The 23,646-nt window shown below is 57.2% G+C and carries 23 protein-coding genes; 17 read left to right on the forward strand and 6 right to left on the reverse strand.

Annotated features, from left to right (window positions below; genetic code table 11):
* The first annotated feature begins 1,464 nt into the window (after window positions 1-1,464).
* The 5 genes from AC56LW_RS13815 (at window position 1,465) to AC56LW_RS13835 (ending at window position 6,610) form a co-directional block, all read left to right on the forward strand.
* Complete coding sequence (locus tag AC56LW_RS13815; RefSeq protein ID WP_499635121.1) at window positions 1,465-2,568, forward strand: hypothetical protein; 1,104 nt, start codon at window positions 1,465-1,467, stop codon at window positions 2,566-2,568.
* On the forward strand, window positions 2,565-3,191 hold the full coding sequence (locus tag AC56LW_RS13820) for a hypothetical protein (protein ID WP_499635124.1): 627 nt from the start codon (window positions 2,565-2,567) through the stop codon (window positions 3,189-3,191). Before AC56LW_RS13815 ends, AC56LW_RS13820 begins: the two co-directional genes overlap by 4 nt.
* Complete coding sequence (locus AC56LW_RS13825; protein ID WP_499635127.1) at window positions 3,188-4,543, forward strand: hypothetical protein; 1,356 nt, start codon at window positions 3,188-3,190, stop codon at window positions 4,541-4,543. The genes AC56LW_RS13820 and AC56LW_RS13825 overlap by 4 nt, the downstream gene beginning before the upstream one ends.
* Before the next feature lie 302 nt (window positions 4,544-4,845).
* Window positions 4,846-5,739 carry a hypothetical protein gene (locus AC56LW_RS13830; RefSeq protein WP_499635130.1) on the forward strand — a complete coding sequence of 298 codons (894 nt, stop codon included), beginning with the start codon at window positions 4,846-4,848 and terminating at the stop codon, window positions 5,737-5,739.
* Between the two features lie 166 nt (window positions 5,740-5,905).
* Window positions 5,906-6,610, forward strand: coding sequence for a hypothetical protein (locus tag AC56LW_RS13835; protein WP_499635133.1), 705 nt, complete (start codon window positions 5,906-5,908; stop codon window positions 6,608-6,610).
* 381 nt (window positions 6,611-6,991) lie between these two features.
* Here the strand turns inward: AC56LW_RS13835 and AC56LW_RS13840 are convergent, their stop codons facing one another.
* A complete protein-coding gene (locus AC56LW_RS13840) occupies window positions 6,992-7,420 on the reverse strand; it encodes a hypothetical protein (protein ID WP_499635136.1) in 429 nt (142 codons plus the stop codon).
* Window positions 7,421-7,532: 112 nt separating this feature from the next.
* Here AC56LW_RS13840 and AC56LW_RS13845 point away from each other — a divergent pair, with 112 nt between their 5' ends.
* The 3 genes from AC56LW_RS13845 to AC56LW_RS13855 all read left to right on the forward strand — a co-directional run bounded on the left by AC56LW_RS13845 (window position 7,533) and on the right by AC56LW_RS13855 (window position 11,407).
* Window positions 7,533-7,814, forward strand: a complete 282-nt coding sequence (locus AC56LW_RS13845) for a helix-turn-helix domain-containing protein (RefSeq protein ID WP_499635300.1) — start codon at window positions 7,533-7,535, stop codon at window positions 7,812-7,814.
* A gap of 788 nt (window positions 7,815-8,602) precedes the next feature.
* A complete protein-coding gene (locus tag AC56LW_RS13850; RefSeq protein ID WP_499635139.1) occupies window positions 8,603-9,160 on the forward strand; it encodes a TadE/TadG family type IV pilus assembly protein in 558 nt (185 codons plus the stop codon).
* Between the two features lie 1,017 nt (window positions 9,161-10,177).
* Window positions 10,178-11,407, forward strand: a complete 1,230-nt coding sequence (locus AC56LW_RS13855) for a site-specific integrase (protein WP_499635142.1) — start codon at window positions 10,178-10,180, stop codon at window positions 11,405-11,407.
* A 674-nt stretch (window positions 11,408-12,081) separates the two neighbouring features.
* Here AC56LW_RS13855 and AC56LW_RS13860 read toward each other — a convergent pair.
* Entirely contained in the window at window positions 12,082-12,306 is a 225-nt protein-coding gene (locus AC56LW_RS13860) for a hypothetical protein (protein ID WP_499635145.1), read from the reverse strand.
* A 461-nt stretch (window positions 12,307-12,767) separates the two neighbouring features.
* On the opposite strand from AC56LW_RS13860, the gene AC56LW_RS13865 reads away from it, so the two are divergent.
* Window positions 12,768-13,577 (forward strand): hypothetical protein, encoded by an 810-nt coding sequence (locus tag AC56LW_RS13865; protein ID WP_499635148.1) that lies wholly within the window; start codon window positions 12,768-12,770, stop codon window positions 13,575-13,577.
* 453 nt (window positions 13,578-14,030) lie between these two features.
* Complete coding sequence (locus AC56LW_RS13870; RefSeq protein ID WP_499635151.1) at window positions 14,031-14,348, forward strand: hypothetical protein; 318 nt, start codon at window positions 14,031-14,033, stop codon at window positions 14,346-14,348.
* A gap of 246 nt (window positions 14,349-14,594) precedes the next feature.
* Here AC56LW_RS13870 and AC56LW_RS13875 read toward each other — a convergent pair whose 3' ends face one another.
* Complete coding sequence (locus AC56LW_RS13875) at window positions 14,595-14,927, reverse strand: hypothetical protein (protein WP_499635154.1); 333 nt, start codon at window positions 14,925-14,927, stop codon at window positions 14,595-14,597.
* 366 nt (window positions 14,928-15,293) lie between these two features.
* Between AC56LW_RS13875 and AC56LW_RS13880 the strand changes: the two genes are divergently transcribed.
* From AC56LW_RS13880 to AC56LW_RS13910, 7 genes are all read left to right on the forward strand, one after another.
* The gene (locus tag AC56LW_RS13880) at window positions 15,294-15,611 is read left to right on the forward strand and encodes a helix-turn-helix domain-containing protein (protein ID WP_499635156.1); all 318 of its coding nucleotides are present in this window, start codon (window positions 15,294-15,296) and stop codon (window positions 15,609-15,611) included.
* 310 nt (window positions 15,612-15,921) lie between these two features.
* Window positions 15,922-16,104 carry a hypothetical protein gene (locus AC56LW_RS13885; protein WP_499635159.1) on the forward strand — a complete coding sequence of 61 codons (183 nt, stop codon included), beginning with the start codon at window positions 15,922-15,924 and terminating at the stop codon, window positions 16,102-16,104.
* Window positions 16,105-16,256: 152 nt separating this feature from the next.
* Window positions 16,257-17,225 (forward strand): helix-turn-helix transcriptional regulator, encoded by a 969-nt coding sequence (locus tag AC56LW_RS13890; protein ID WP_499635162.1) that lies wholly within the window; start codon window positions 16,257-16,259, stop codon window positions 17,223-17,225.
* Window positions 17,226-17,289: 64 nt separating this feature from the next.
* On the forward strand, window positions 17,290-17,868 hold the full coding sequence (locus AC56LW_RS13895; protein WP_499635165.1) for a YqiA/YcfP family alpha/beta fold hydrolase: 579 nt from the start codon (window positions 17,290-17,292) through the stop codon (window positions 17,866-17,868).
* A gap of 36 nt (window positions 17,869-17,904) precedes the next feature.
* Window positions 17,905-18,480 (forward strand): hypothetical protein, encoded by a 576-nt coding sequence (locus AC56LW_RS13900; RefSeq protein ID WP_499635168.1) that lies wholly within the window; start codon window positions 17,905-17,907, stop codon window positions 18,478-18,480.
* Window positions 18,481-18,497: 17 nt separating this feature from the next.
* Complete coding sequence (locus AC56LW_RS13905; protein ID WP_499635171.1) at window positions 18,498-19,151, forward strand: SGNH/GDSL hydrolase family protein; 654 nt, start codon at window positions 18,498-18,500, stop codon at window positions 19,149-19,151.
* 135 nt (window positions 19,152-19,286) lie between these two features.
* Window positions 19,287-20,198: an HNH endonuclease gene (locus AC56LW_RS13910; RefSeq protein ID WP_499635174.1), complete on the forward strand. Its 912-nt coding sequence runs from the start codon at window positions 19,287-19,289 to the stop codon at window positions 20,196-20,198.
* A 280-nt stretch (window positions 20,199-20,478) separates the two neighbouring features.
* Here the strand turns inward: AC56LW_RS13910 and AC56LW_RS13915 are convergent, their stop codons facing one another.
* From AC56LW_RS13915 to AC56LW_RS13925, 3 genes are read right to left on the reverse strand one after another with little or no spacing between them, the layout of a single operon-like run.
* A complete protein-coding gene (locus tag AC56LW_RS13915; RefSeq protein WP_499635177.1) occupies window positions 20,479-20,655 on the reverse strand; it encodes a hypothetical protein in 177 nt (58 codons plus the stop codon).
* The gene (locus tag AC56LW_RS13920) at window positions 20,652-21,437 is read right to left on the reverse strand and encodes a hypothetical protein (protein ID WP_499635180.1); all 786 of its coding nucleotides are present in this window, start codon (window positions 21,435-21,437) and stop codon (window positions 20,652-20,654) included. The genes AC56LW_RS13915 and AC56LW_RS13920 overlap by 4 nt, the downstream gene beginning before the upstream one ends.
* 23 nt (window positions 21,438-21,460) lie before the next feature.
* A complete protein-coding gene (locus tag AC56LW_RS13925) occupies window positions 21,461-23,560 on the reverse strand; it encodes an AAA family ATPase (RefSeq protein WP_499635182.1) in 2,100 nt (699 codons plus the stop codon).
* Between the last annotated feature and the right edge of the window lie 86 nt (window positions 23,561-23,646).

Consider the following 23,646-nt stretch of genomic DNA (forward strand, 5'->3'; position numbering starts at 1 on the left):
CTTGGTAGCAGGAGACGTTATGGTCGTCGTATGGCTCCATGCGTCACCATTGCGCTTTATCTGCGCTTCACTACAGTCGCGATATTTTCCAAGTCCCTTTGCGGATATGCTCAGGATCTGATCCTGAACTCAAACAAAAAGCAATCTCACTGCCGTGTGATTTGCTTCCCTAATCTTGCCTTTCTGGCTCAGCAACTGTCTTCTTCGTGATCTGGCTACTCGTTTTCCGCATCTGATGCTGAAGAATGACGAAATTCGTTCAAATTTTGGTAGCGTTCGTTAGGAATCCACAAACGACAGCGCTTCCACACCGCGACCGAAGTCAGCACCGCGCGATCAAGGGTTAGTCAAATTCTGATTCGTTGCAACCGTTTGCTCCACGGGCTATCTGTTCCGTTTCCCAACTTCCCCCTCCCAAAAAATCCCAGTCTTATCTCAGCGCAAGCGTAGAGCCGCGTCAGGTAGCAAGAGCTACCAAGCGCGTTACACCGATGTCACGAGAAAAAAATGGTGCTAGCGCCACCACTGACCCGTCTGTTGACAGGTAGCGCTACGCGGCGAAAGCCGCGTGATAGTTCCGATCCGGCGGCAGAAGACCGGGAGATTGGTGCCGAAAGGCACCTTGTATATGGTCGGATTGCCGGTAACGGCGATACGTGACAGTAATCTTGGGCTAAGGCATGCGCCTTAGCGTTGTTAACCATACCGGGCATGGTGGTTTTTTTCGCTGAGGGATGGGTACCGTATGGCGATTGAATTTTTGGGGCGATAAATGATTCAACAACAGAAAATTGCCGCGCAATATGAGCATATGACGCGCGCTATCGATTGGTCAGCTTTCACATCGCTTGACCTCGAGCGGCGAACACATGTCGATACTGCATGCGCCGCTTACCATTTGGGCCGAAAGCCGCAAACATTGCGGGTATGGGCATCTTCCGAGAATGGACCACTCCGACCGGTTCGTGTGAACGGTCGGCTGGCTTGGCCAGTATCGGAAATCCGTCGCGTTCTTCGGGCCTAAGCGCGTTGGGTAGCTAACCTGGCCGCTTCTGCAACTGGGACCGGTAGGGCGCAAGCCAACATTGCGCGATTGTGTGTGCTTCAGTGGGCCTCTACGGCACCGGCGAATTACGACGCCGGCTTCTCAAAGCGCCTGCTGGCAGCATAGGCTCTCAGGGCACAGTAACATCCTGCTAGTCATTGGCACAAGCTCAAGGAGGTTTAGGCCGGCTTCTTCCTCTGGCATATGACAACGCGCACAAGCGCACGTTCCCGCAGATGCAGGAGCTCCGACCAGAGTCCATCGCGGCGACACGCAACGCTACCGCCGCCTACCCGAAAATCCAGCTCCTTGAAGCTTGAAAAATCCTGGTGGAAGCATTGCAGGCGCTTGTCTACAGTAAGCCCAACTCAACCGTAGCGCCGCCTGTACTGCCGGCGCATCATCCAAAAGGGCTTGCAATGGAATCACTGTTCTCCAACTTTTTCTCTGCTGTGTCGGGCGTCTGTGGACACGAAGCAACATTGCATGCCAACTTCATGCATCAGCTGCTGCGTGCAGGTGTCCCAGGCCCCTGCATTGAGCGGGAGCACCCGATCGGTGGCAAGCGAGTCGATCTCGTCGTATCGGCCGTGTGTCACCACGGTACCTGGTCTGCCAGCGACGAGGTCGCTATAGCTTTCGAATTCAAGGGTGGAGCCTACAACGTGCGCAATGCGCTGTCCGATGAAATCGATGCGGACGGCTATTGCGCCGACCTCGACAAGCTAGCGCCGCTTGCAGCGCTTGGAGTGGAATGCTGGTTTGTCTGCATCGACATGGCCGAGCTCGGAATCGCGCTCTCGTCGGCCGCCACCCTGCGCGTCGCGGCCCAATGCGCTCGGCGCAAGATCCACTTCGCCTATCAAGCTCAGGGCGACGCTCACTGCCTTATCGCGCGCGCTGGCACCAAGCCGGTGCGCGTCCCGCTGACACACCCGGCACCAGCGACGCCAGCCACATCAAGCTGGCGCGACTGCCTGCCGCGCCTGGCACCACTGCTGCGCCAGGCGCGCTTCACCGAAGACACCGCGACCGGTTTCGTGTATCACGCACTGCAGCAGGTGGGACTCGGAGCGACGCAGCTATCGCTGGAGACGTATTTCCGCTGTGCGACGGGCGTGGGTCGCATGCAGAAACGCCCGGACATCTGCGTTTTCGATAACCGGGTGGCCGGACGCTTCAACCTGTACCGGGGCGGCGACCGCACTCGATCGAACGACGGCATCAAGATCGGCAATCTGCGCGCGCTGATCGAAATCAAAGGTAGCAACGGTGCGAGCCGCGCCAGCGCACAGTCCTTCGCGTCGCAGATCGCGGCCGACATCGACAAGCTCTCCCAATGGCGCGACCGATTCAGCGCAAGCGGTTATTTGCCGGGTGGCAGCTCGGCAGTACACCCTGACTACGTTATGATTGCTTTTGATAATAGGAAAGTACCGTTGGCAGCGGCAGCGCTGGACGAGCTACGCGCCCATGCGGGCAGGCACGCGGTCGATTTCCACTACATGAGGATTGCCCCATGATGCGCAAGCCCGAAACCCTGACGGCACTGGAGGAACTGGGACGCGTTCGCCTGTCGCGTTCGTTTTATATGCGCGAGTTCCTGTATAGCGAGATCGCGGCCATGCACGGCCTGGTGAATGTGCCCGACGATCCTGAACTGGCCATCCGTGTCGGCAGGTCGCTGTGCGAAAGCCTGCTTGAGCCGCTGCAGGAACGCTTCGGCAGAATCGCCATCCGGTCCGCCTATCGTTCCTGTGCCGTCAACGAGTTCGGCAACAGTAAGGGACTCAACTGCGCTTCGAACGCCAGCAATTATGCGCGCCACATCTGGGACCGTCCCGACGCGCATGGCCGCCACGGCGCCATGGCCTGCATCGTCGTTCCCTGGTTTGCCGATCGCTACGCAGAGGGTGAAGACTGGCGCGCGTTGGCCTGGTGGATCCATGACCACCTGCCATATTCGTCGCTGTACTTCTTCCCCAAGCTGGCGGCGTTCAACATTGGCTGGCACGAGGTGCCGGAGCGGCGTATCGACAGCTATGTGGCGCCGCGCGGTTGCCTGACCCGGCCGGGAATGCCTGGACACGAGGGCAGTCATCGCGCGCTATATGCGAACTTATTGGCCATGCGGGAAGCCACATGACCGAATTTGTCGAAACGTTGACCGACCCCATTCCGTTCTGGACCAAAGCCTGGCGTGACCATCTTGCGCGCAACCCCGGCGTTAGCGGTGCGACGAGCCTGGCGCTGCTCAAGGAGCACGCCCGGGAAAAGCTGGGCAAGGTCGACCGCGAGCGGCTGGCCTTGGGCCTGCACGCCGAAAGCGTGCGGCTGGGTGGGGCGCCTGCGCTGCGGCGAGCGTTCAGTAATGCGGAGTGGATGCGGGCGGCGCAATTGGCTGACGAACCGGCCAACCCAACCAAGCGCCTCAGTGCCTACCTGCTGCGACCGTACGGCGAAGTGAGTCCGGATCGTTGGGACCCCGACATCTGGGAGCTGCGGGCGAGCAAAGTCAGCGCCAGCGCGCGCAATTTTGCGCTGCTCATCGATGCACTAAGCGAGTTCACCATCGAGGAGCATGAGCAGGTGTGCCGGCGCATCTTTGCCGGTACCTCCTTCGCTGCTACCGCCGCCGACAACGCACGCCACGAGCGTCTGGCCGCCCGCCTTGATACTCTGGTCCGGCAAACCGATAAGCTGGTCGAGCGCGTGTTGTCGGGACCGAGCCTGGAGCAGCTCTTTGCCCGCACCGCCGAGCTGAAGGACCTGGCGCTGCGCGCGGGTCAGGTTTCGCCATGGTGGCCCTATTTCGACCGCGACGAAACGCCTGCCAGCGACGCTGCGCTTCCCGATCCTTACTGGGACATTCATTTTGACGGACCTGCAACAACGCTGGATCTGGACAACCCAGGTTACCGCTTCATGTGGTATCCGCCCCTTGATTGGCTCGATGCCTTGGTTCATCTACCTCGCGCCTATCTGGGATGTGCGGCCTGGTTGCCATCATGGGTAGGCGATTCAAGCACGGAAACTGAGAAGGTTGGACGGCTGATGTCCGAGCTGTTTCAAAACCAATCCACGCTCATCGAGGAACGCAACCTGGCAGCGCGGGAAACTCGGATTGCAGCCAATTCGCTGCCGCAGACCCAGGCGGCAGCTGGCAAGGCCGAAGAACGTGGTTTGGAGTACCGTTTTCCGAGTGAAGAGGGGCATTGTTGGCTTGTGATCTATCCGGCTCAGGGTCACAGGGGATTGTGTCCCATGCTTTACTGGAGCCACGGGGAGGGCGGTGTGCATGTCTGCAGCCTAGACCGTCATAGCATGCATGTCGCGTCGCAGGTGCATCTGCCCTATGAACACGGCATCATGACGCTGGCAGACCGCGTCGAGCAGTTGCTCGACGATCCGCGCCGACTGCTGGCCACGGAGTGGGCCAGGACGGCCTTCGACGTGCAGGACAATCCGGTCCTCGCTTGCGAGCGACTGGACCGGTGAGAAGTCGCTTTACTGCACCAGGCCGCGTGGTTGCTCGCGGGGGGATAGGCCTCGCTCGACCATATCGAATTCGCCGGACTACTGCACGAGGCGTTCGAACAGCCGTGGCACCGCCATGCACAAGCCGCGCTGCCATTTTTGTTGGGAAAACATCGTCGGGCCAAAACGCCCTGATACCATGAGCCACCTTGCGACCGGTGCAGCACTATGATTACATTTCTAGTTCATAACACGCTGACGCTCGGATCCGGGGCACGCGCTACGGCCTACTTCGCCGCTTCACCTTTTTTCCATTTCACACCATGCCCTTAAAGAAGTCGACTGACGGCAATTGCCCCTGCTGCAAGAGCACTAACTGGAAGACTCTGGAGGCGCTGGCGCTGATCCAGCGCACTCGATCCGAATCGACGACGACGGGAGTCCGTACTCACCAGCGCCGTGAGACTACGGGATCGACCACGACCGAGGCGGCCGCGCTGCACGCGCCGCCGGTGCGCCCTGCCGACTACCATCTGCTCAACAACTACCGCAAGGGCTGCAGCGGCAACGTCGCGGCTGCCAAGAAGCGCTTGGCCGAGATCGACGCAGCTTCGGGCCAGTTCAAGGCAATGCTTCCCGGCCGGTTGCGATCGGGGCCGGAGTCGTACGAAGGCTCGTTCAAGCGCGACGCAGGCAAGCTCACTGCACTGCTCGAATACGATGCCGAGCTGGCGCGATGGAAGGCCACGCGGATCTGCATGCGCTGCGCTGCGACCTTCATCGATAGTCGCGCCAGCATACCGACGCCGCCGGCCATGGCCTTTCGCTTTGCGGGCCAGGAGCGCCGTTGCCCGCACTGCCAGTCCTATTTCTGGAAAGACCCTGCAGCGGTTGCCGATGGGCGCGAGGGGCAGGCCGAAGAGGCGCTGGCGCGCGCCAAGGAGCTGCTGCGCACTGCCGAGGAAACCGCAGCAAATGCCGCCGCGGCGCCGCCCCCGACCGGCATCCTCAAACGCCTGGCCGCTTTCCTCACGCCGGCGCCGATCAGTCCCGAGCAGGCCCGAGATAATCTAAAACACGCTGAGATGAGCTATCGCCGCGCTGTGCTCGGCATCCTCGACCTGCGGGCGCAGTTCGAAGGTCACGGCAACATGCGCTGGTGCGCCGGCTGTAAAGCTGTTTATCCTGCCATATTCGCGACGGCCGAACCATGCTGACCGTCACGCAAGCAGCGCATGAGCGGCCAGGCTCTCGGGACTAACAGCCGAGCCTCGCAAACGCGACACACCTCCCAGCGTGACATTACCGATCACTAATAACCGAAAATACATGCAATATGTGCTACCCGAGACTTGTGTCGACGTCACGGCACCATTGATCTACATGTGGGAGATCCACGATATGTCGGGCCATCTGCTGGGCCGTTACATTGGCAAGGCCAACGGCGGAGAAAAGCGTCCGACGCAACATTACCCACGCAATGTCAACAAATTAAGGCAGGGACTGCCATACAAGAACGGCAAGAATTACCGTCGAGTCCATTACGCTATGGCGGACGCGGTCGAGGCCGGTCACCGCATTTCCCTGACCTACCTTTGTAACGTGTCCGATGTCGAGGACATCTTCAAGGTGGAATCGCGATACATCAAGGAATATGGTTGCAATGCCGATAATGGTATCGGCCTCAACGGCAGATGGAAAGGCACGCCGCGGGAAGTTGTCGTGACGCAGCAGGTTATGCGGTCGCACGCTGGTGCGGACGTGGACAAAGGGCACGACGCGAACGCCAACGCCGCGCCGTTGCCAATCGATCTGGACGACTTTCTCGAATATTTCGAAGACAAGCCTCGACAGGCGCTCGAGATCGTCGTCAACGGCAAAAGCTGTTCCGTGTGGAGCGACGGAAAGCGCATTTTGCGTGCAAAGCAAGACAGGCCCGGTGCCAAGATTTTGATCAAGCTAGTCCAGAGCTCGTGGCAAACTAAGGCGGTCGAGCTTGCGTGGGAAGGAAGCGACAGCCAGATTGAAGGAGCACTTGAGGCAGAGCGTATGGTACTTCGTGCCCGGGGCGGGGATCCCAAGTTCTAAAAATGACACCGCGAACTTTCTTTACTTCCAGCAACTGAATCGCCATGGCGTATGTAGGCACTCGAGAGCCGCTGAAGATACTGCTTTGATCCGCTTAGATTCCTGACGACCTGCATCGCCACCTTCATATCCTTGGGCGAGAGCGGAAATTTGCTAAAGGCCGCTCCCACATCGAAACATCCCCAGGCTGGCTTTTTTTCCGCACGGGTATCGCTCTTGCGTGGTCCGCCGTAGCCGAAGTGCCATTGAAGGCCTTTGTGGACAGCTCCATCCTTTATTCAGCAGCCCGCTCGTCCGATCCTCTTCGAAGCGCGCTGAGTGGAGTAGTCGCGTCAGTGAAGCTTTCGACGGCGAAGACTACCCGTTTCCCGGCGCCGCAGGTCAAGCAAGATCACGGCGGGCCTTGTAGATCGATTTCATTTTCTGCTTTGTCTCTTCTGGAGTTAGCCCTACTGCTTCACCAGCATCAGTGATGTATACAGGATGTTCTGCAGAACCCTCCTCATAGAAACGAACTTCTGAGACCTTTGTCCAACGCCATGCTTGTTTTTTATCTCTTCTGAAGGGCTCCAGCAGACAAACCTCCACTATTTTTACCGATTTATCGTTCTTAAAACGGCGGAAAAATTGGAGTACATCGTTACTATCCCAGAGGATTGATGTCTGATAAATCCAACTGCGGCCGTCCTTTTTACCGAAATTGACAAAGACATACGGCATGCCGAAGGTAAGGGTGACAGTGCGCCAGGTTGCGAAACCAGGCCCCATTGAGAACATCGGCGCCTCATGCGACTCATGCGTCGTAATCATTTGCTTCCCCAAAATTTAAAATGAACACTATAGATTGTAGCTCTAAAGTGTTCATCATGCGTACATCGTATCTTTTTCGGAGGTGCGTGTGGTACTGCTTAAGCGATTTGGGGTGGGGTTGCAGAGAGCACGGAAGAGTCGCGAACTTACTCAGGAAGACTTCTCGGTTGTGTCGAGTCGAACATACCTCAGCAGCTTGGAGCGCGGGATGAAAGCGCCGACGATCACAAAGATTGAAGAAATTGCCACAGTGATTGGAGTACATCCTCTATCGCTGATTGCGTACGCTTACCTTCCATCTGATTCGGCTGAACGAGATCAGTTTTGGGCAAGAATTGCTGCCGAAATAGAATCGTTTGATTGCGCCCCAGTTGCTGCGGGCAAGACGTGCTGAAGGTTCGTCGGACCAACTGCTGGATGCGGCAACCTCCTCGTGTCATCGGCTGGTTTTGGCGCAGGGTGCAACCGAGCCGAGGCCCACCGACTGGCACCACATTTTTCGAGTTGGAGCAGACCACCAAAACCTCGAGCTCAACCTTCATTTGTCGCTCGAGCTTTAGTGCTGCAAGTTGCCTTGGTTCGTATGCGCCGTCTCATTGGAGACAGCTCCCCCAGGTCGTATCGGTCTCTCATCAAGAACAATGCGCACCCATCCCGCAACCGCGCTCATCCATAAGAACCAAGTAGCTAGTGGCAGAAATATTGGATTAACCGCGGGTAAGCCGTAAGCAGTGCCGCCCCGATGCCCGCCGCCCCCACCGCCCCGTAGCCCATACATTCTGTGCGATTGCGGGCGACTCTGGTCCATGGCATGAATAGAAGTACGGCAGCAAAAAATTTAGCGGAGTGACGAATCCGGACGCCAGCGTGCTACCGGCAAAATATCCAACGCCACCTACGAGCGCACATGAGGCAATGTCGAGCGCGACACAGATTGAGATGAGTACGCCCAGAGCGGGAAATGCGCCTGCTGCTGTCGCTCAACTTGCCAAAGCTATAGCTAAAGCAGAAACATCGATGATGGATCATATTGCAGAACTCAAGTTCATTGACGTCAACGCGATTTCCGTACCTGTGGGGCCAGCGTTCCGGCAACCGTACGCGTCTCGATCCAGATGCGAATGCCTTTCGCCATTCTCGGAGGACAGTCCTTGTTACTAACTACTGACGTTACGATGCGCTATGCAGGAAAGTAACTCATTTTCGCGCGACCGCTTTCGGTTGCGAAATCAGACTGGTGCAGCTGCCGTCGAGTTCGCTTTCGTTGCGATAATATTCTTCACACTATTTTTCGGAGTGGTCGAAATTGCGCGCGCTATGTATATCTCCAATACATTGCAGGAGGTCACGCGTCGCGCTGCCGAATTGGCCACGAACACGGACTTTACTAGAGACGATGCCATTCAGAACATACGGGAAGCCGCAATCTTCAGAACTTCACCAGGGTTATTGGCCTTTGCTGAACCAGTTAGCGACGCCCGCATCAAGATCGACTATATGTCGATCTCGCGTGATGGTGGCGCACTGGCGGTGGCACCTATTCCAACCGGTTCCTTGCCATCCAGTCCTTTGAATAACCAGGAAATCTGTATGAGTGATCCGAATGATGCGAGGTGCATCCGCTCGGTGCGTGTTCGCGTATGCCAACCGGGCGGTGGCAATCAGTGTGATCCCGTCCCGTACCAGTCGCTCGTGTCACTGATCCCGATCCCGTTCCGTTGCCGATATCGACAACGGTAAGTCTCGCCGAGACACTGGGAAGGCCTGCGGGGCTGCCACCGTGACACTGGTACCACCTGATAGCGCATCATTCACCCGCCCATGCGATCGGACGTCCTTTAGCGAACGTCGGGACACTCGTCAAACCGACAGAGCTTGCTTGTCTCCCGTGACGCACAGGACAAGGGCAGAGGACGACTGGTAAGGGGCAGGGCTTCCCATGCAACTTATGGTTGACTTTCGGCAACTGCTTAGGCATGATGATACGGTCGCCATGCGGCATATTTGGACCCTCAAATTTTTTCAGTTCCGCCGGAATTGAAAAGATTTCTGTTACCGCTTTTGCGGAACTCATTTGAAGCCGCTAGTTCAAACTGGCGCGATCTAAAGTCGTCAGTACAAGCTGGCGCAACGCAATCACCCCCGTCATTCGATAGTGCAGCCTGGTGGCTGTTTTTTTGTTCTATCGCTCTGAATCACGGTTGGATACAGAGTGTCGAGAAAACCCGATAACCATGCGGGTCTGCGGACATTCCTGAACACAGCAATCCCACAGAACCGAAAGTTCATTGGCAAAACGATGCCTGGCGCGATCGTCGCCGGCGTGCTTTCGACCGTCCTGGCGTGCCACGCCTCTGCAACTGTACGGGAAAAAAGCGGACCTCCGGCACCGACCGGACACAGGATGCGCTGGGCCAACTGGCCCGGGCTACTGCTGACCTCTGCGCACGTCTACGGGCGTGAAAAAAACAATCATATCGGGTGCTAGCGCCGCCCAAGACTCGCCGAGATGGCGGGAGCGCTACGCAAGAAACTGCGTCAATGTTCGGGTCCTGGCAGCGTCAAGTCAGGCGATCGGTAGCCTAAAGGCACCGGCGCGTTGTCGAAAAGCCGATGAAGGCGGCAACGCGAAATCATTCTTCTTACGTTAGGGCCCTTCACCCCTGGCACAAATCTGGTTTGCTCCACGCCATTTTCTACGACGTGGAGCGTGACGCAATAGGGCGTCGCTGAACTTATAAAGATGGAGTAATAAATATGGAAATTATCGTACTACTGAACATGGTCCTGGCCGCGAACGCACATACGCGAGTAAACGGGAAGGTGGCGAGTGAGCGTACCGTTCAAGCAGCGGGAGAAGCTTTGCGCGCCATCTTTCGCCTTTTAGTGAAGTTGGGCTATCGGCTGGAAGACCCTAGAAATATTAACGAGAAACATATCAAGGCTCTCTGCGCCGAGTGGCACAGGCTTGAGCGATCGCCAAAAACGATTCAGGGCTACCTGTCGCAGCTGCGTATTTTTTGCGGTTGGATAGGGAAAAAAGGACTGGTAAAAAATGTTTATTACTACTTACCGAACGTGCCGAAAGACGAACTGCGCGTAAAAACGGTCGCTATGAAAAGCAAAAGCTGGGCAGAAGTGGGAATTGACGTTGGTGCCAAGGTTGCTGAGGCGATAGCATTAGATTGGCGCTTCGGTTTGATGATCATGGCCCAAGCCGCGTTCGGGTTGCGCCGGATGGAAGTCTTGCAAATGCAACCATGGAAAAACGATAAAGGGCACAAGTTCGCCGCTTATGCAACCAAAGGGGGCCGTCCACGCGACATCGATATCGACACGCCGGTCCAGCGTGCGGTATTGGACCTGATCAAGTCGAAGATCGGTAGGAAGGATCATTTAGGCTGGTCAATGAAGGCAGATGGTAGTTCCGGCTCACTGAAATATTCGAAGCGTCGCTACAATTATTTAATGGAAAGTATCGGAATCAACAAAGTGATGGCAGAGGTAACTGGTCATGGCCTGCGCGCGCAATTTGCAGAAAACGCAGCTTTGCTGAAAGGGCTTATTCCGCCAACATTGGGAGGCACACCAGGGCAAATGCCACGCGAGGATATCGACCATGCCCGGGAACAGGTTAGCGAGAAACTAGGCCATTCGCGTATATCGATTACACCTCCGTATTATGGGAGTTTCGGTCGCGAAACGACATTGGACGGGCCAGGACGGGCCAAGGAAATGATCGAACAATGCTTGGCGACGATTGGGTCGGATCAGATGCGCTCGATCGCCCAAGACCGCCTAACGCACTGCGCCTGTCTCAACGCCGAGCTAATGGGTATTCAGGTTTATGACGATCCTAGAAAAGTCCAAGTTTTGTGGGAACACCATAGCCGGCGCCACGGTGTCGAATGGATACCTCCGACGTCCGGCTGCAACTTGGCAGCGCTCGAGGCGGCGGCTATCTCCATTTTCCGTGCTGCTGGTTGACTGGTGCGACGCAGAACCGCGGATATGGTGTTATTTAGTAGCAACAATAAACCGGTTCAGTGAAAACAAATTCGGCATTTCTTGAACAACGTAAAAGAATCCTAGCCGTCGATACCAAGCTGCTCTTTGGGCCATATGTCTCTGTAGGCCGCGCGATTCGCTCAGCCTACGCATTCATCAAGTATAAAATTTCCAAGAGATTCAAATAGTCATTAGACAAACAGAATGAACTGCACAGGTCGCAGAATTTGCCTTGTGTTTCGCCGTGAGCGCTAGGAATGGTGACGTGGGGTTTCCGGGCAGAGCGATGCGCGTACAGGTCGCGGATCGCGGCTCGGTCTTTTTTAGCATGGGATCGGGCAGTCAGTTGAACTTGTCCCGGACGCATTGGGTCGAGTCGGCCTTTACGCGAAAACGGTCTTCGTTGCTGTTGACGATGCCGACTATACCGTTGAGGACCCTCTGCAAGGGTGCGGAAGAGACTTTTGGAAGGGCGACGTTGGCGTAGCTAACCCCGCCAGATGAGGATCTGGCTAAGATCAGGTTTGCGCAACCGATCTTCGAGTTTTGAATGCCAAGCGGAGGCAGGGGCGACGGCCGTTAGGCGCTCGAGCAGATCATCTCTCGAGACGCCGTCTTACATGGGGTCGACGCTGCGTTTTCCTGAGTAGCTCTTAGTAAGGTTTTGCGCGTTCCTGCTTGAACGCTCGAACCGCAAACTTGAAAGGCTCGAAATAAAGGACCGTATCCTGGCGAGCCAGCTCTTTCAGATGAGCCCCAAAGCTGGTGCGCTCAGGATCATAGACCGGCATCAACGCCTCGGTCTTCCACGAAAAGAACCCTCTGAGCGGCGCGATTGCCAAGCGGCCGATGCGAATCAGTCTAGAAGTTAGGGACATGTTTCCTCCAATGCGTGTGGCTATTCTACCATCGAAAAACTGCATTTAATCGGCACCGAGCAGTGACCAAGCTTCCCTATCATCAGCAATTTTCGCTAACTTGCGTAGCGCTGCCATGCCCTTGCGGTAGAAGGGGCGGGTGTCGATAATCGAGCTGGACTGCATCACGGCACCGGTTCGCCTGCGCAGCTACGTCCGAGTTGGCGCGATCTGTTGCAGCCGTGCGACGACGGACGTTGCGCCCCGACGCACACTACGCATTGTCAACTCAACAGTATTTAGTAGCTGTGATGGCGCTGGCGACGGGGCTTGCGCGTTTCACCCGCTCCTGTTAACTGGCATAGACGGACTAAAAGGCGCTTAGTAAAAGAGATTAAAAGTATGGTGTAGCTCCCGCTGTGTTGCTACTATTCTTGCTTTCCTAAACGCAATACTTTAAGCGTACAGCGCACTCCCCTCAAATGACCACTCGCCACCACGACCCGATCGATATCAGTACACTCCAGCCCACTAAAGCGGAGTCGCGATGGATGGGCAGGGGCCTGTGGCTTACGCTGACGCTGTTGCTGTGCGCGACAAACATCCTGACCTTGCTTGACGACGGGTTCCGGAGAAATGCGTACGAGGCGATTACCCGCATCGCTCGCCCGGCTCTCGACGGGATTGGAATGGCCTCGAGCGCAAGGATTCTCATCGAGAACAGCCCGGCCGCGCTGGAAAAGAAGGCGGTCGAACGGGCAACCGCAGAGCTGACAGCGCGCAGCGCGCTGCTTTTGAGGGACATCCAATTGCTCACGCAAGAACGCGACGGTCTTGTCGCGCAACGCACGAAGCTCGACAAGCAGCTACGCGCCAGTCAAGCAGTCGTCGCCAAGCATAAAGCCCGCGTATCGCAACTCGGCAAAGCAGTGCTCGGCAGGGCTGCACGGAGCGTGATCCGGCACTTGGGCGCGCTGCCAGGACACGCATTACCCGTGCTCAGTGCAACCGTGGCAGTTGGCAGCGTAGTTTTCGATATCCGAGATGCTTGCGACAGCATTAAAGAGCTTGATGAGCTTAACCAAAGCGTTGGTTTGCCGCCGGCGGATCGATCACAGGTATGCGGACGGGCCGTGCCCAGCGCACAGGAGCTGCTTGCCGGCGCGCGGAGCAATTGGGAAGCAATTTACCGAAACTCGGCTGCTGCTCTTAATACCGGCGCCACGATGATTCCGCAGACGCCGCCGATCTCGGTGCAATCCGCGCGCAAGTGGTTGTCCGGAATCTTTTAGCGATAGCCGGCACGCCACGTGCGCAACGGCGCCGCTCTTTCTGCACAAGCGACGGACGTACCAAGGCGGGTCCGCCACCATGGCGCATTGCAAGTTCACAACGGGCAGGTTGTTGAATATGGTTCCATGCTCTCATGACTCGATCCGATCGTGATGCAGCCGAACGCAGCATGCGCACGCTGTCGTTTTTTAAGGAACGTGAAGCCGGGACGAACTCGGCATCGGCGGCGTGTGCGTCGCTATCGCTGACCGGCTATTCCCGGGACTGACCAGGTGATTGGGCACGAGGCGTGAAGGACCATGAAACGGGTCTTGAGTTCGGTGTACTGGGTAGATTTCCTTGGACCGTGCGGCAGCGTTACACATGCGCACTCGCTATAATGAGCTTTACTCCCCGGGCAGCATCCATGAGGCCCCTTTCGTTTCAATATCCAGTTTGGAAGATGAACCGCCATGCCACTTTTGCACGTTATCGAAACAGGGAAATTCCCTGAAAACCTGAGGTGCGTGGACAAGGAGAATAACGAGTGGGAGAGCGGATTCTGGGCGATCGTACCAGACACTGCGCAACGTCTCGTCGGTGGAATAATTTATCTGCACAGTGCTCAGGACAAGTTGTCACACTTCGGCGGTGAGATTCTTGGTTTTCGCATTGTGTCCACAGGGCTGCATGCAGGGCGAGCCGTGTTCCGCTTCAGAGCAACTTCCAATGCACGGGATGTAAGGGCCGGCCGTGACAACTGGGCACAAGAAAAGAAGTTTGTTTGGTAAGACAGAAGCGGTGCGCCCTCTGCGCCGGCACTGAACCTGCAGATGCGAAGTGCACCGGGCCAGGCCGTCTTAACTGTGCCGCAAGATCATTACGCCGCAGCGACGCTGCATTCCCCTCTCTAGGCGCATCTAGCAGGCGCTAAACGCTACTGCGGTATGCAAGAGCAAGAGGCGCTCAACGATTTGTTGTGTCCCCGACTATGGGCACGCGGTTGCGGGGATGCCCGGACAATTGCGATTGTGTTATTACGAAAGATCCCAAGCGTCGATGGTGAGTACCTGATCCGGTGGGCAGGCAGCAATCCTGTCAGGGTAAAGGTTGACATCAGAGTGCGGACCCATCGTCCCAGGAGGGCGTTTGGCAATTAGCGGAAGCAAATCGCTTGCTTTTGCAGTGTAGCGTTCCGGATATCCGCCTGAAAGAAGCTTCCTGGCTTTGCCCTGCCGCACCAGTACGTCGAGAAAGTCCAGACCTGACACATGAGCCTCCCACTTCGCCAGCAGATGAGATGACTCATCGTCTGCCTCGTCCCGCTCTTCTGGCGTGCGGGCGTCCACTAGTACCGACCAACCAAGCATTACGGGCTCCTCATCAGACATTCCCAGATTTGAACTATACCTGTCCTTTCGCTATTGCTACGCCCAGAGGCCCTTCGCCCGAACCTGCAAACAGTTGGATCGCTGTTAAATCAGCAGCGGGCTCAACAGCTTTGCGAATTTGATGCGACATGATGCGTCGCACCTGCGGCTATTCTAAACCGCTCGACACTGCGCGGTTCCATGGACAGCGCGGCCAGCCTTATTCGAGCACGCTGGGGAAGGGCCATCGACTGGTATTGATTGGAACCAGCAACAAGGTAGTGCCAAGATTTAACAAATCATTGTTGCTGACAGGCACGTAATTTTCGACCTAATATTGCGGTAGCGATAGGCCTACAGTACCCTATGCTCACGATTTCCAATTTCCAGATTTCGCTGGCATTGCAGGTCGTGCGCGAGCGTTGCATGTTTTCCGAAGAGGCTCTGTCCCTGCTCGCGGGCCTTGCGCCAAACGAGGTCAGCCGCATTGAAGCGAGAGAAATCGCTCTCGACTATCTCACCGCAGCGCGTTTATCACAAGTTCTGCAGGTGAGCTTGGCCGAGATTGCGATTGCCGCTCATGCTCTGGATCCGGCGGTTGTAAGAAGAAGATACGAGCACCTGGCTGCATGCCTCTGTCCTCCGGCGACCCGAGATGTTACCAATATTATTGGCGAATATTAAGTCTAGAATGCCCTTAGGAGGGCGATGCTTTTTTCAAAAATGCGCCTGTCCTCTGCAATGCCGACTGTGATAGGGAAGTAAAGCGTCTGTTGCGAAAGTGGCGCTCGTGCCTGATTTACGGACTAAAACAACCGCGAATGGATCCAGCCAACCAATGGGACATGACGCACTCCAAATGGAAGGAAAGACCTTTTCGGTGTCCTGGGATGAAGACACGAACCCTGTTGTCGACGGCGGGCACAAATAGCCTGCTTGGAGTCACATCGAGCTCGAGCACCGACCGTCTCGATCCACCTTGACTGACGATAGCATGAGCAAATTGATTGAAACACTGAACAAAGCGCACTTCTTGGTTGACGACATTCGCGCGCATTCCGAAGGGTTTGGTGTAGCGCTTCTTCGAGAAGTCCTCATGCTGAAGGATAGCGACTTCTCCGCAGCAATGGATGGCGAGGCGATGATCGCCGCCTTGAAGAGTGAGGGCCTGCTGTGAAGCGCGCTCTCGAAGACCACATGGGACGACGAGTTGATCTCATCAAGTCAACTACCTTTCGATGACCTGTAACGAAATGCCACAACTCGACCCGTGCACTACGCACTTAACATCTCGTGCCGACTAATTTAACGCTTCTCCGTCAATGGACGATGCTTCGCTTCATACCGCGGGCGCCTGCCAGAATCGCGGTCAAGGACCTGCAGGAGCAGCTTCGCGATGCCGATTTCAAGGTAAGCACGCGCACTGTCCAGCGCGATCTGCTCGACTTGTCGACTGTCTTTCCGCTGGTATCAGACGATCGCGAAAAACCGTATGGCTGGAGCTGGCAGCGCGAAGCGCCCAGCTTTGATCTGCCGGGGTTGTCGATCCCTGACGCGCTCACGCTGACGCTTGTCGAGCAACATCTGCGCAACCAGCTTCCGCCTACCGCGCTCGATGCACTGCAGCCCCAGTTTCGCTCCGCGGCACGGATTCTCAACGCCATGGATCCGTCGATCAGTTCGAAGGCATGGCTCGGCAAGGTACGCACTATCGCGCCTTTGCAACCTTTACAAGCGCCAGCGCTCGATGAAAATTGTCAACGGACCGTCTATCTAGCCTTGATGAAGGACCTGCAGCTGAAGTTGAGTTACAAGAAACGGGACGCCGAGACCGCGACCCTGTATCCCATCGTTCATCCTCTGGCGATCGTGCAGCGCGGCGGGATTGTCTACCTGGTGTGTACCTTCGCCGATTATGAGGACGTGCGCACGCTTGCCTTACATCGCGTAAAGGAGGCTGAGCTCATCTACACGACGGCAAAAAGAAGCCAGAGATTCGACCTGGATGCGTATATTGCGTCCGGCGCCTTCGGTTTCCTGACCGGTCCGCCGATCATCTTGCGTGCAACGTTCCAGCGGCCTGTAGCGGAGCATCTGTTCGAAACGCCGCTTTCACCCGACCAGGTACTCGAAATGCGTGACGATGGATCCGTTCACCTGACCGCAACGGTTGCCTCAACACGCACGCTGGTTTTCTGGCTCACCGGCTTTGGCGCCGCTGTCGAAGTGCACCATCCGGCGAAGCTTCGGGCCGAATTGAAAGCGGCAGCAATCGCGATGGCTGCAACCTACACCTAACAATCGATGCGACGCGTGCTGTCGCATGGCGGCGTAAGCTACGGAAATTGGGCCAACAGCACGGATGCCGACTGACTTCCTACGGCATGTCGGCCTTATTCGATATGCACTATTCATGGAGGCAGAATTGACCGAAAGAGGCTTGGTTCATTTTATTCACGGCAAAGAAAGCGGACCGCACGGCAGCAAGATCGTCGCCTTGTCCGAGGTGGCGGGTGAACGTGGCTGGGAGGTGAGCAGCCTCGATTATTCGCATACGACGGATCCCGCAGCTCGCCTCGACCAACTCCTGGGCGCGTGTGCGGGCGAACACCGACCGTTGCTGCTGGTCGGTTCGAGCATGGGTGGCTGGGTTGCAGCTGAGGCCGCCCAGCGCCTTGCGGTGCGCGGGGTATTCCTGCTGGCACCTGCGGTGTACATGCCGGGCTATCCCAGCCAGGAACCTGTCGTGCCAAGCGAGCACACCGAGATTGTGCATGGCTGGGACGACGAAGTAATCCCGTATGACCGGGCCGTTCGCTTTGCGCGTCTACGGCAATGCACCTTGCATCTGGTGCAGGGTGACCACCGCTTGACGGCACAAATTCCTTTGTTGCGCAAATTGTTCGCTGCATTTCTCGGAAAAGTCGCACCGCACGGCTAGTTTTGCAAACCATTCACGATGAACCCAGGAGTCCCCATGAAAATTTTCCGCGCCGTGCCTCACGCCGGCTTCAATCCGGAACGCGAGTACAGGCGCCACCCCGGCACCCGCATGCCAGCAAACGTCCCTTACTTGGTCGATAACCTGTGGGAGTTTACGCGTCCGGATGACATGCCCTCCCGGCGCAAGAGCGTGTATGCCAGCCCGACGGCCGCGTTGGCTCTGGATGGGGCCGCCGGTGTCATGCAGCCAAAGGATGACTACATCGCATGCCGAGTCGAATGTCGTAGCGCGCCGAAGACCTTCCAGCTGTCCGTCGCCGATGCGCGTTACCACCCGGATGTCAAGAAACTGCAGAAAGCGGTCCACGATAAGCTGGCTGGCCCTGTCAAGGTCGGGCTTGAGGAAAAGCTCGCGCTGGCGCCGCTGTTCGTGCCGGGAATGACACGCGACGAATTGCAGACGGCCATGGAGGGAAACGCCGGGCTGCGCGCGCTGGTGATGGAGCTAACGGTCCTCGTCACCTTATGGAAGGACACACCAAATCTCGCTGAAGGAGAACTGTTCTTCGAAATCGATGAGAACAACGCCTATCACTTGTATCCAGTTTAAAAGTCCTGGGATTCCACATGCGTCATATCGTCTTGTTGGGTGATTCGATCTTCGACAACGCCCCCTATGTGCCAAAAGGCTGTGAGGTCCAGGCCCAGCTGCAAGCGATGCTTGGAGACGGGAATCGTGTGATTCTGCTGGCACGCGATGGCGACGTGCTGGCGGATGTGAAAATCCAGGTAAGCCGCCTGCGGGACTTGCCGCCTGAGACCACGAATGTCATCGTGAGCTGCGGCGGCAACGATGTCCTGGGCCTGGTTGGCTATATGCAGTCGAGTGTCAAGTCGGTACTCGAGGCAGCGGATCTCCTGGCTTCATGGCAGACAGAATTTCGCTTCGAGTATCGCCGCATGCTCGAGGCGGTTTTGGCACGAGGCCTGCCGGTGGCGGTTTCGACCATCTATGACGGGGTACCGGGCCTTGCGCCAGGCCTGCGTACCGTTCTGGCGATATTCAACGACGTAATCTTGCGTGAAGCGGCAGGAAGGCGGCTGCCCGTGCTCGATCTGCGGCTGGTCTGTGATGACCCTGGCGATTACTCACCGGTATCGCCGATCGAACCATCGCAGCAAGGTGGACGCAAAATCGCCGCTGCAATCGCGGAACTGCTGCGCCCGCGGGACATGGCACTTCAACCGATCGCCGAACGCAGCATGTTCCTTAAGAATTAATTTATGCACAGGCCGAGCACGCGTCGGCAACAACCAAGTGGCGAAATCGTATGTCGCTTCGGATCTCACGAGCAGTGCGCCCAAGACTCAAAGTTTCATGGGATATTGAACTATCGTCACGATTCGAAATCTCCTATGCCCCAAACTCCTAGCCACATCGCCGCCCTAGCCACGACCCTCGTCGAGGCCGAAATTAAGCCGGCGAGAATCAACATCGGCGAGATAAGCCTAAAACTTAAAAAGATCAAGAATGATGTACAGGAGCAGCCGTCTTGGCAGCTCTTGCGAGGAACTCATGATTACGAAGTGACAGTTGGCGACATCCCCCTCAAGCTCAGTATTCAACTATTTCTCAACCCGCGTAATCACTACCGATTGTTTGCGTTTGCCCCCAGCGGCATGCTCTTCAGCATCAATTTCACGACAGCCGAAGACGCAGAGGGCATCATCACCCTCACCCAGCGGATAAAGTTTGGTGAGGGAAGGAATCAGGAAAACGAGGCAGCTACGTCAATACGGCAAGCCAAAGCAAGAATGCTATGCGACTTGTTGGTACGAACAGGCTTCACAGTGACTGACAACATGGAAGTAGAGCTGGGCACCTTCAGCGCTAAAGAGCACGCTTTTCTAGACACGACTCCCGAACAGTTTCTGCTTAGCTTCCTAGGAGTGGCACTGTTGAAGGGCCATTTTCAGGGGAATAAGGGATTCCAGTTCGCGTGTATGCCCCGCTTCGACGAAACGTTCCAGTGGAAATGGAGCAGCGCTGAAAAGGTCAGGGCGGAGCTGGTACCGAACAGGCGCGGTGTCAAGGGACAGCGGTCAATTCCTGCCGGCCTACGTTATCAGGTACTGGAGCGCGACCGTATTTGCCGCAGCTGCGGGCGTAGGCCAGGCCAAGACGGCGCTCAACTGCATGTCGACCATGTTCATCCATATTCTCTTGGGGGCCTAACGGTGCTGGACAACCTTCAAGTGCTATGCAATATGTGTAATCTTGGCAAGGGAAATCGCTCCAACACACGCTTTTCTTCACCGACGATTTAAGACTATTTGCAGAGCAAAAGTCGGTAAAGTTGCAACCCGACTGTGAATCGCCACGAGTTTCCTAGACACTCGCGAGCCGTTGGAAATACTGCCCTTTACTGGATTGACCAGCAGGAATTCTTTCTCGCAGTGTTTATTTGCCCTTCTGACCAATTGAGTCTTCGCAGCAGGGCGAGCGCAAGATCGCTGCCGCGCTTGTGGAACTAGTGAGTTTGCAGGACAGGACAGCGCTGCCGGCGGTTTTGTTCTGACTTGGTCTAAACTGAATTTGCCTGAGCCATCATTTTGGTTTGCAGACCGTCGTCAACAGCGCATTATTGAACATGACCTTGGCCTGCATTTTCCAGGCATTGGCGGCATCTTCGCAGGTTTGCTTACTGGTAAATTCGGCGGTGGCCATCGTCGCGGGCGTGGTCCGGTTCAGAACGAGAGTCAGGATAAGGATGTACACGATCACTCTTTCGTGGACAACAGCGCGGCTTTGTGAGCCTGGAGTTGGTCTATCAACGAATCGCTGGCGCTAGGGAAGGTGGGAAGCGGTCTGGTGTCAAACAATTCCCCGCTAAGCCGTCCACGTTCCACCAGCGTTTCCATCGCCTGTATGTCCCTCATCAAATCACTTCTGGACGCCAGATCGATGTGGGCGGCTTTCCACTTGCCGTCATCGGCGACGGCGCCGATCACATAGGCCATCAGGTATTCGAACTCGCCGGCGTCACCGATACTTTCCCTGCGACAGACGAGATACCAATACCCTTCGCTCCTCACTTCGCTCTGCGGAACCGTGCCCGGGTTGAATAGCTGCCCGTCATACCGGAGCACGACTACCTGCTCCCCGTTCACGATTTTCAGGCCTACTACCTGACTGTCGTCCCAAAAGGCGTCGACTGGATCAGCTTGTGCCAGCACAGCATCATCGAGCGATTCGCGAATCGCCTTCACTGCAAGCAGGCGTCTTGTCGCCTTCGACAAGCCCTGGATGGCGCTTGACGCAGGTAGAGGGAGCACATTTCGAGCGAGACGGAAGATATCGCTGACAATCGGCGCCGCACCAGCAGCCAAGCCTGCAGCCTGGTCCGGGTCCGTCTGGCACAGCGCCCAGTACCTGTCGATCTCGGCGAGGCGGGCCTGCTTGGCCTGCACCAACATGAGGTCGGCGTCGTGCTTGGAAAGTCGGGAAATCTCGGGCGCATGCTTAATTGCTTGGGTAGGAAAATTCAATGGCGTGACGTGGGCCATGGTTCTTTCGGGTTTGTGAATAATCAGCGCAGGAAGCCAATCGACGAGGGCACCGGCGTTTTCAGTGTGCACTCCTGCGCGAGTGCCTGGACGAAGGCCGCTGCCGACTGGATCGGGCGGAAGCGATTCTGGCGCACCACGGCCGCGAAGTCGCCGGGGGTGAGATTGCGCAGCGAACGCAGCCGCCCAAGCTCGGGCGTCGTTGCCGGCTTGAGTTCCAGGTTGGCCATATAGCGTGCAAGCAGCAGCGCCGCCTGGTCGGGCAGCAGGAAATCGAAGCACACCTTCAGGTCGAACCTGCGCAACGCCGCAGGATCAAGACCGCCCATCAGGTTGGTCGACGCGATGAATACGCCGGAATACGCCTCCATCCGAGTGAGCATTTCGTTGACCATTGTGACCTCCCAGGACTGGCGCGCATGGGCACGGTCTTGCAGAAAGCTGTCCACCTCATCGATCAGCAGCAGGGCGTTTTCGCTTTCGGCCCGGCGAAACGCGGCGGCGATGTTCTTTTCGCTCTCGCCCACCCATTTCGAGATCAGCTCGGAGGCCGTGTAGAGCATGAGAGGCATTCCAAGGCGTTCTGCCAGCCAGCGGCCATAGGCAGTCTTCCCGGTGCCAGGCGGGCCATACAGGCACAGCCTGGCACTAAGATTTGCAGCGAGCCCATCGGCAAGCTGCAGCATGTCGGTGTCCGCGTTGAGCAGCCCGGCGTCATACTCGGCCGGCAGACGGGCAGCATCCCCTTGCCGCAACGAGTCGTGTCCCTGGGCTTCGAGCGACTGGTCGATCAGGAATTCGACGGCGCGCGCAGCGCTCGCGGAATCGAGCCGGCTCCCGATGGTGCGCACCACATCGGCGGCGCGGCTGACGACAGCGGGCGCCAGTTGCGGCGAGGACGAGATGCGCCGGATGGCGGTATCGTCCAGCACGCCTGCGCAGGCTTCGCGTACGATCCGCTCGCGCTGCTTGCGCGGCGGCACCGGCATCTCGATCACCATATCGAAGCGCCGCAGGAAGGCCGGGTCAATGCCGTCGATTGTATTGGAGAGCCACAGCGCCGGGACGGTGTTTTGCTCCAGCGTGCGGTTGAGCCAGGCCTTGCGCTTTTGCGCCGTGCTCTTGCGGCCGAACATCTGGTCGCCGTCGTTAAAGACATCCTCCACTTCATCGAACAGAATCATGGCGTTGCGCTGGCCGAAGAAACTTTGCGCGGCGCGGAACGCACGAAGGCGCCGCTCGCCCAATACCGGATCGCCGTCGGAATCCTCGCTGGCGACTTCAAACAGTTCGCATTCCAACACTGCCGCCAGCGCCCGTGTCAGTTCGCTCTTGCCGGTACCCGGCGCGCCATGCAGGAAAATATTGACGCCTACTCGCCCCGTGGCCAGCGCCTGCTCAAGATAGGGCTTCAACAGCGCGAGGGATTGGTCGATATGTCCATAGTCGGACAGGTCGAGCAGTGCCGGCGTGCTAGGACTGACCATGTCCTTCAACAGGATCAGCGGGTCAGTTTCCCCGCCCAGGATCAGGTCGGCAAAACTGTCGGACAGCAGATCGAGCTTGCCACGCAGGTAGCCGCTGCTGCCGCGGTCGATCGCAAGGAGGCCGGAGCGGGCGAGCACACCCTGCGATCCGAGCGCGCTTTGCACGTTACGGCGGTCGAGAGCGAGTACGGTGGCCAACGCATCGACGACCTTCATCGAGTCGAGGTGCCCGAGAGTGTCCGCGCAATCGTCCAGTACCCGATCATGGTGGAGCAGGGCGGCGAACTCCAGGATGCTGCAGTCGACGTCGGACAGCCCGACCAGCTGCGACAGCCTGGCCATGTTCGAGCGCAATTCAGGGGGCACCGCAAGCTGCGCTGCACGCGCCTCGGCTGCCACGTGCAGCTCGCGCAACTGCGTGCGAACGGCAGCGCTGTCAAAGTCCAGTTCGTCATTGTCGAGCCAGTCGCCTACGCCAAGGCGCCGTGCCACCTTGTCCTCCGAGAAGCCGTTACGCATAACAAATTCTTTATGACCCGACAAGGGGACCAGGATGCGCAACATCCAAAGCTCTGCAATGGAGTCGATCTCCTTGATTGAAGAAGACTGTGAAGCACTGCGACGATGGGTTTTCATGAAGCTCCTCCTTAAGAGATACTCATCATAGGGAAGGGTGCGACAGGCCGTGTCGCAACTGGTCCGGGACGGGACGAATAGAATCG

This window comes from Telluria sp. LT2P80, from assembly GCF_059685955.1.

Bases quoted from the DNA above. Each gene is read 5' to 3' on its own strand.
- AC56LW_RS13900 (WP_499635168.1), top strand. From the start codon at position 17,905: ATGAAAATTTTCCGCGCCGTGCCTCACGCCGGCTTCAATCCGGAACGC.
- AC56LW_RS13895 (WP_499635165.1), top strand. From the start codon at position 17,290: ATGCCGACTGACTTCCTACGGCATGTCGGCCTTATTCGATATGCACTA.
- AC56LW_RS13880 (WP_499635156.1), top strand. From the start codon at position 15,294: ATGCTCACGATTTCCAATTTCCAGATTTCGCTGGCATTGCAGGTCGTG.
- AC56LW_RS13835 (WP_499635133.1), top strand. From the start codon at position 5,906: ATGTGGGAGATCCACGATATGTCGGGCCATCTGCTGGGCCGTTACATT.
- AC56LW_RS13840 (WP_499635136.1), bottom strand. From the start codon at position 7,420: ATGATTACGACGCATGAGTCGCATGAGGCGCCGATGTTCTCAATGGGG.
- AC56LW_RS13875 (WP_499635154.1), bottom strand. From the start codon at position 14,927: ATGCTTGGTTGGTCGGTACTAGTGGACGCCCGCACGCCAGAAGAGCGG.
- AC56LW_RS13815 (WP_499635121.1), top strand. From the start codon at position 1,465: ATGGAATCACTGTTCTCCAACTTTTTCTCTGCTGTGTCGGGCGTCTGT.
- AC56LW_RS13860 (WP_499635145.1), bottom strand. From the start codon at position 12,306: ATGTCCCTAACTTCTAGACTGATTCGCATCGGCCGCTTGGCAATCGCG.
- AC56LW_RS13855 (WP_499635142.1), top strand. From the start codon at position 10,178: ATGGAAATTATCGTACTACTGAACATGGTCCTGGCCGCGAACGCACAT.
- AC56LW_RS13920 (WP_499635180.1), bottom strand. From the start codon at position 21,437: ATGGCCCACGTCACGCCATTGAATTTTCCTACCCAAGCAATTAAGCAT.
- AC56LW_RS13925 (WP_499635182.1), bottom strand. From the start codon at position 23,560: ATGAAAACCCATCGTCGCAGTGCTTCACAGTCTTCTTCAATCAAGGAG.
- AC56LW_RS13850 (WP_499635139.1), top strand. From the start codon at position 8,603: ATGCAGGAAAGTAACTCATTTTCGCGCGACCGCTTTCGGTTGCGAAAT.
- AC56LW_RS13890 (WP_499635162.1), top strand. From the start codon at position 16,257: ATGCTTCGCTTCATACCGCGGGCGCCTGCCAGAATCGCGGTCAAGGAC.
- AC56LW_RS13905 (WP_499635171.1), top strand. From the start codon at position 18,498: ATGCGTCATATCGTCTTGTTGGGTGATTCGATCTTCGACAACGCCCCC.
- AC56LW_RS13870 (WP_499635151.1), top strand. From the start codon at position 14,031: ATGCCACTTTTGCACGTTATCGAAACAGGGAAATTCCCTGAAAACCTG.
- AC56LW_RS13910 (WP_499635174.1), top strand. From the start codon at position 19,287: ATGCCCCAAACTCCTAGCCACATCGCCGCCCTAGCCACGACCCTCGTC.
- AC56LW_RS13820 (WP_499635124.1), top strand. From the start codon at position 2,565: ATGATGCGCAAGCCCGAAACCCTGACGGCACTGGAGGAACTGGGACGC.
- AC56LW_RS13865 (WP_499635148.1), top strand. From the start codon at position 12,768: ATGACCACTCGCCACCACGACCCGATCGATATCAGTACACTCCAGCCC.
- AC56LW_RS13830 (WP_499635130.1), top strand. From the start codon at position 4,846: ATGCCCTTAAAGAAGTCGACTGACGGCAATTGCCCCTGCTGCAAGAGC.
- AC56LW_RS13825 (WP_499635127.1), top strand. From the start codon at position 3,188: ATGACCGAATTTGTCGAAACGTTGACCGACCCCATTCCGTTCTGGACC.
- AC56LW_RS13885 (WP_499635159.1), top strand. From the start codon at position 15,922: ATGAGCAAATTGATTGAAACACTGAACAAAGCGCACTTCTTGGTTGAC.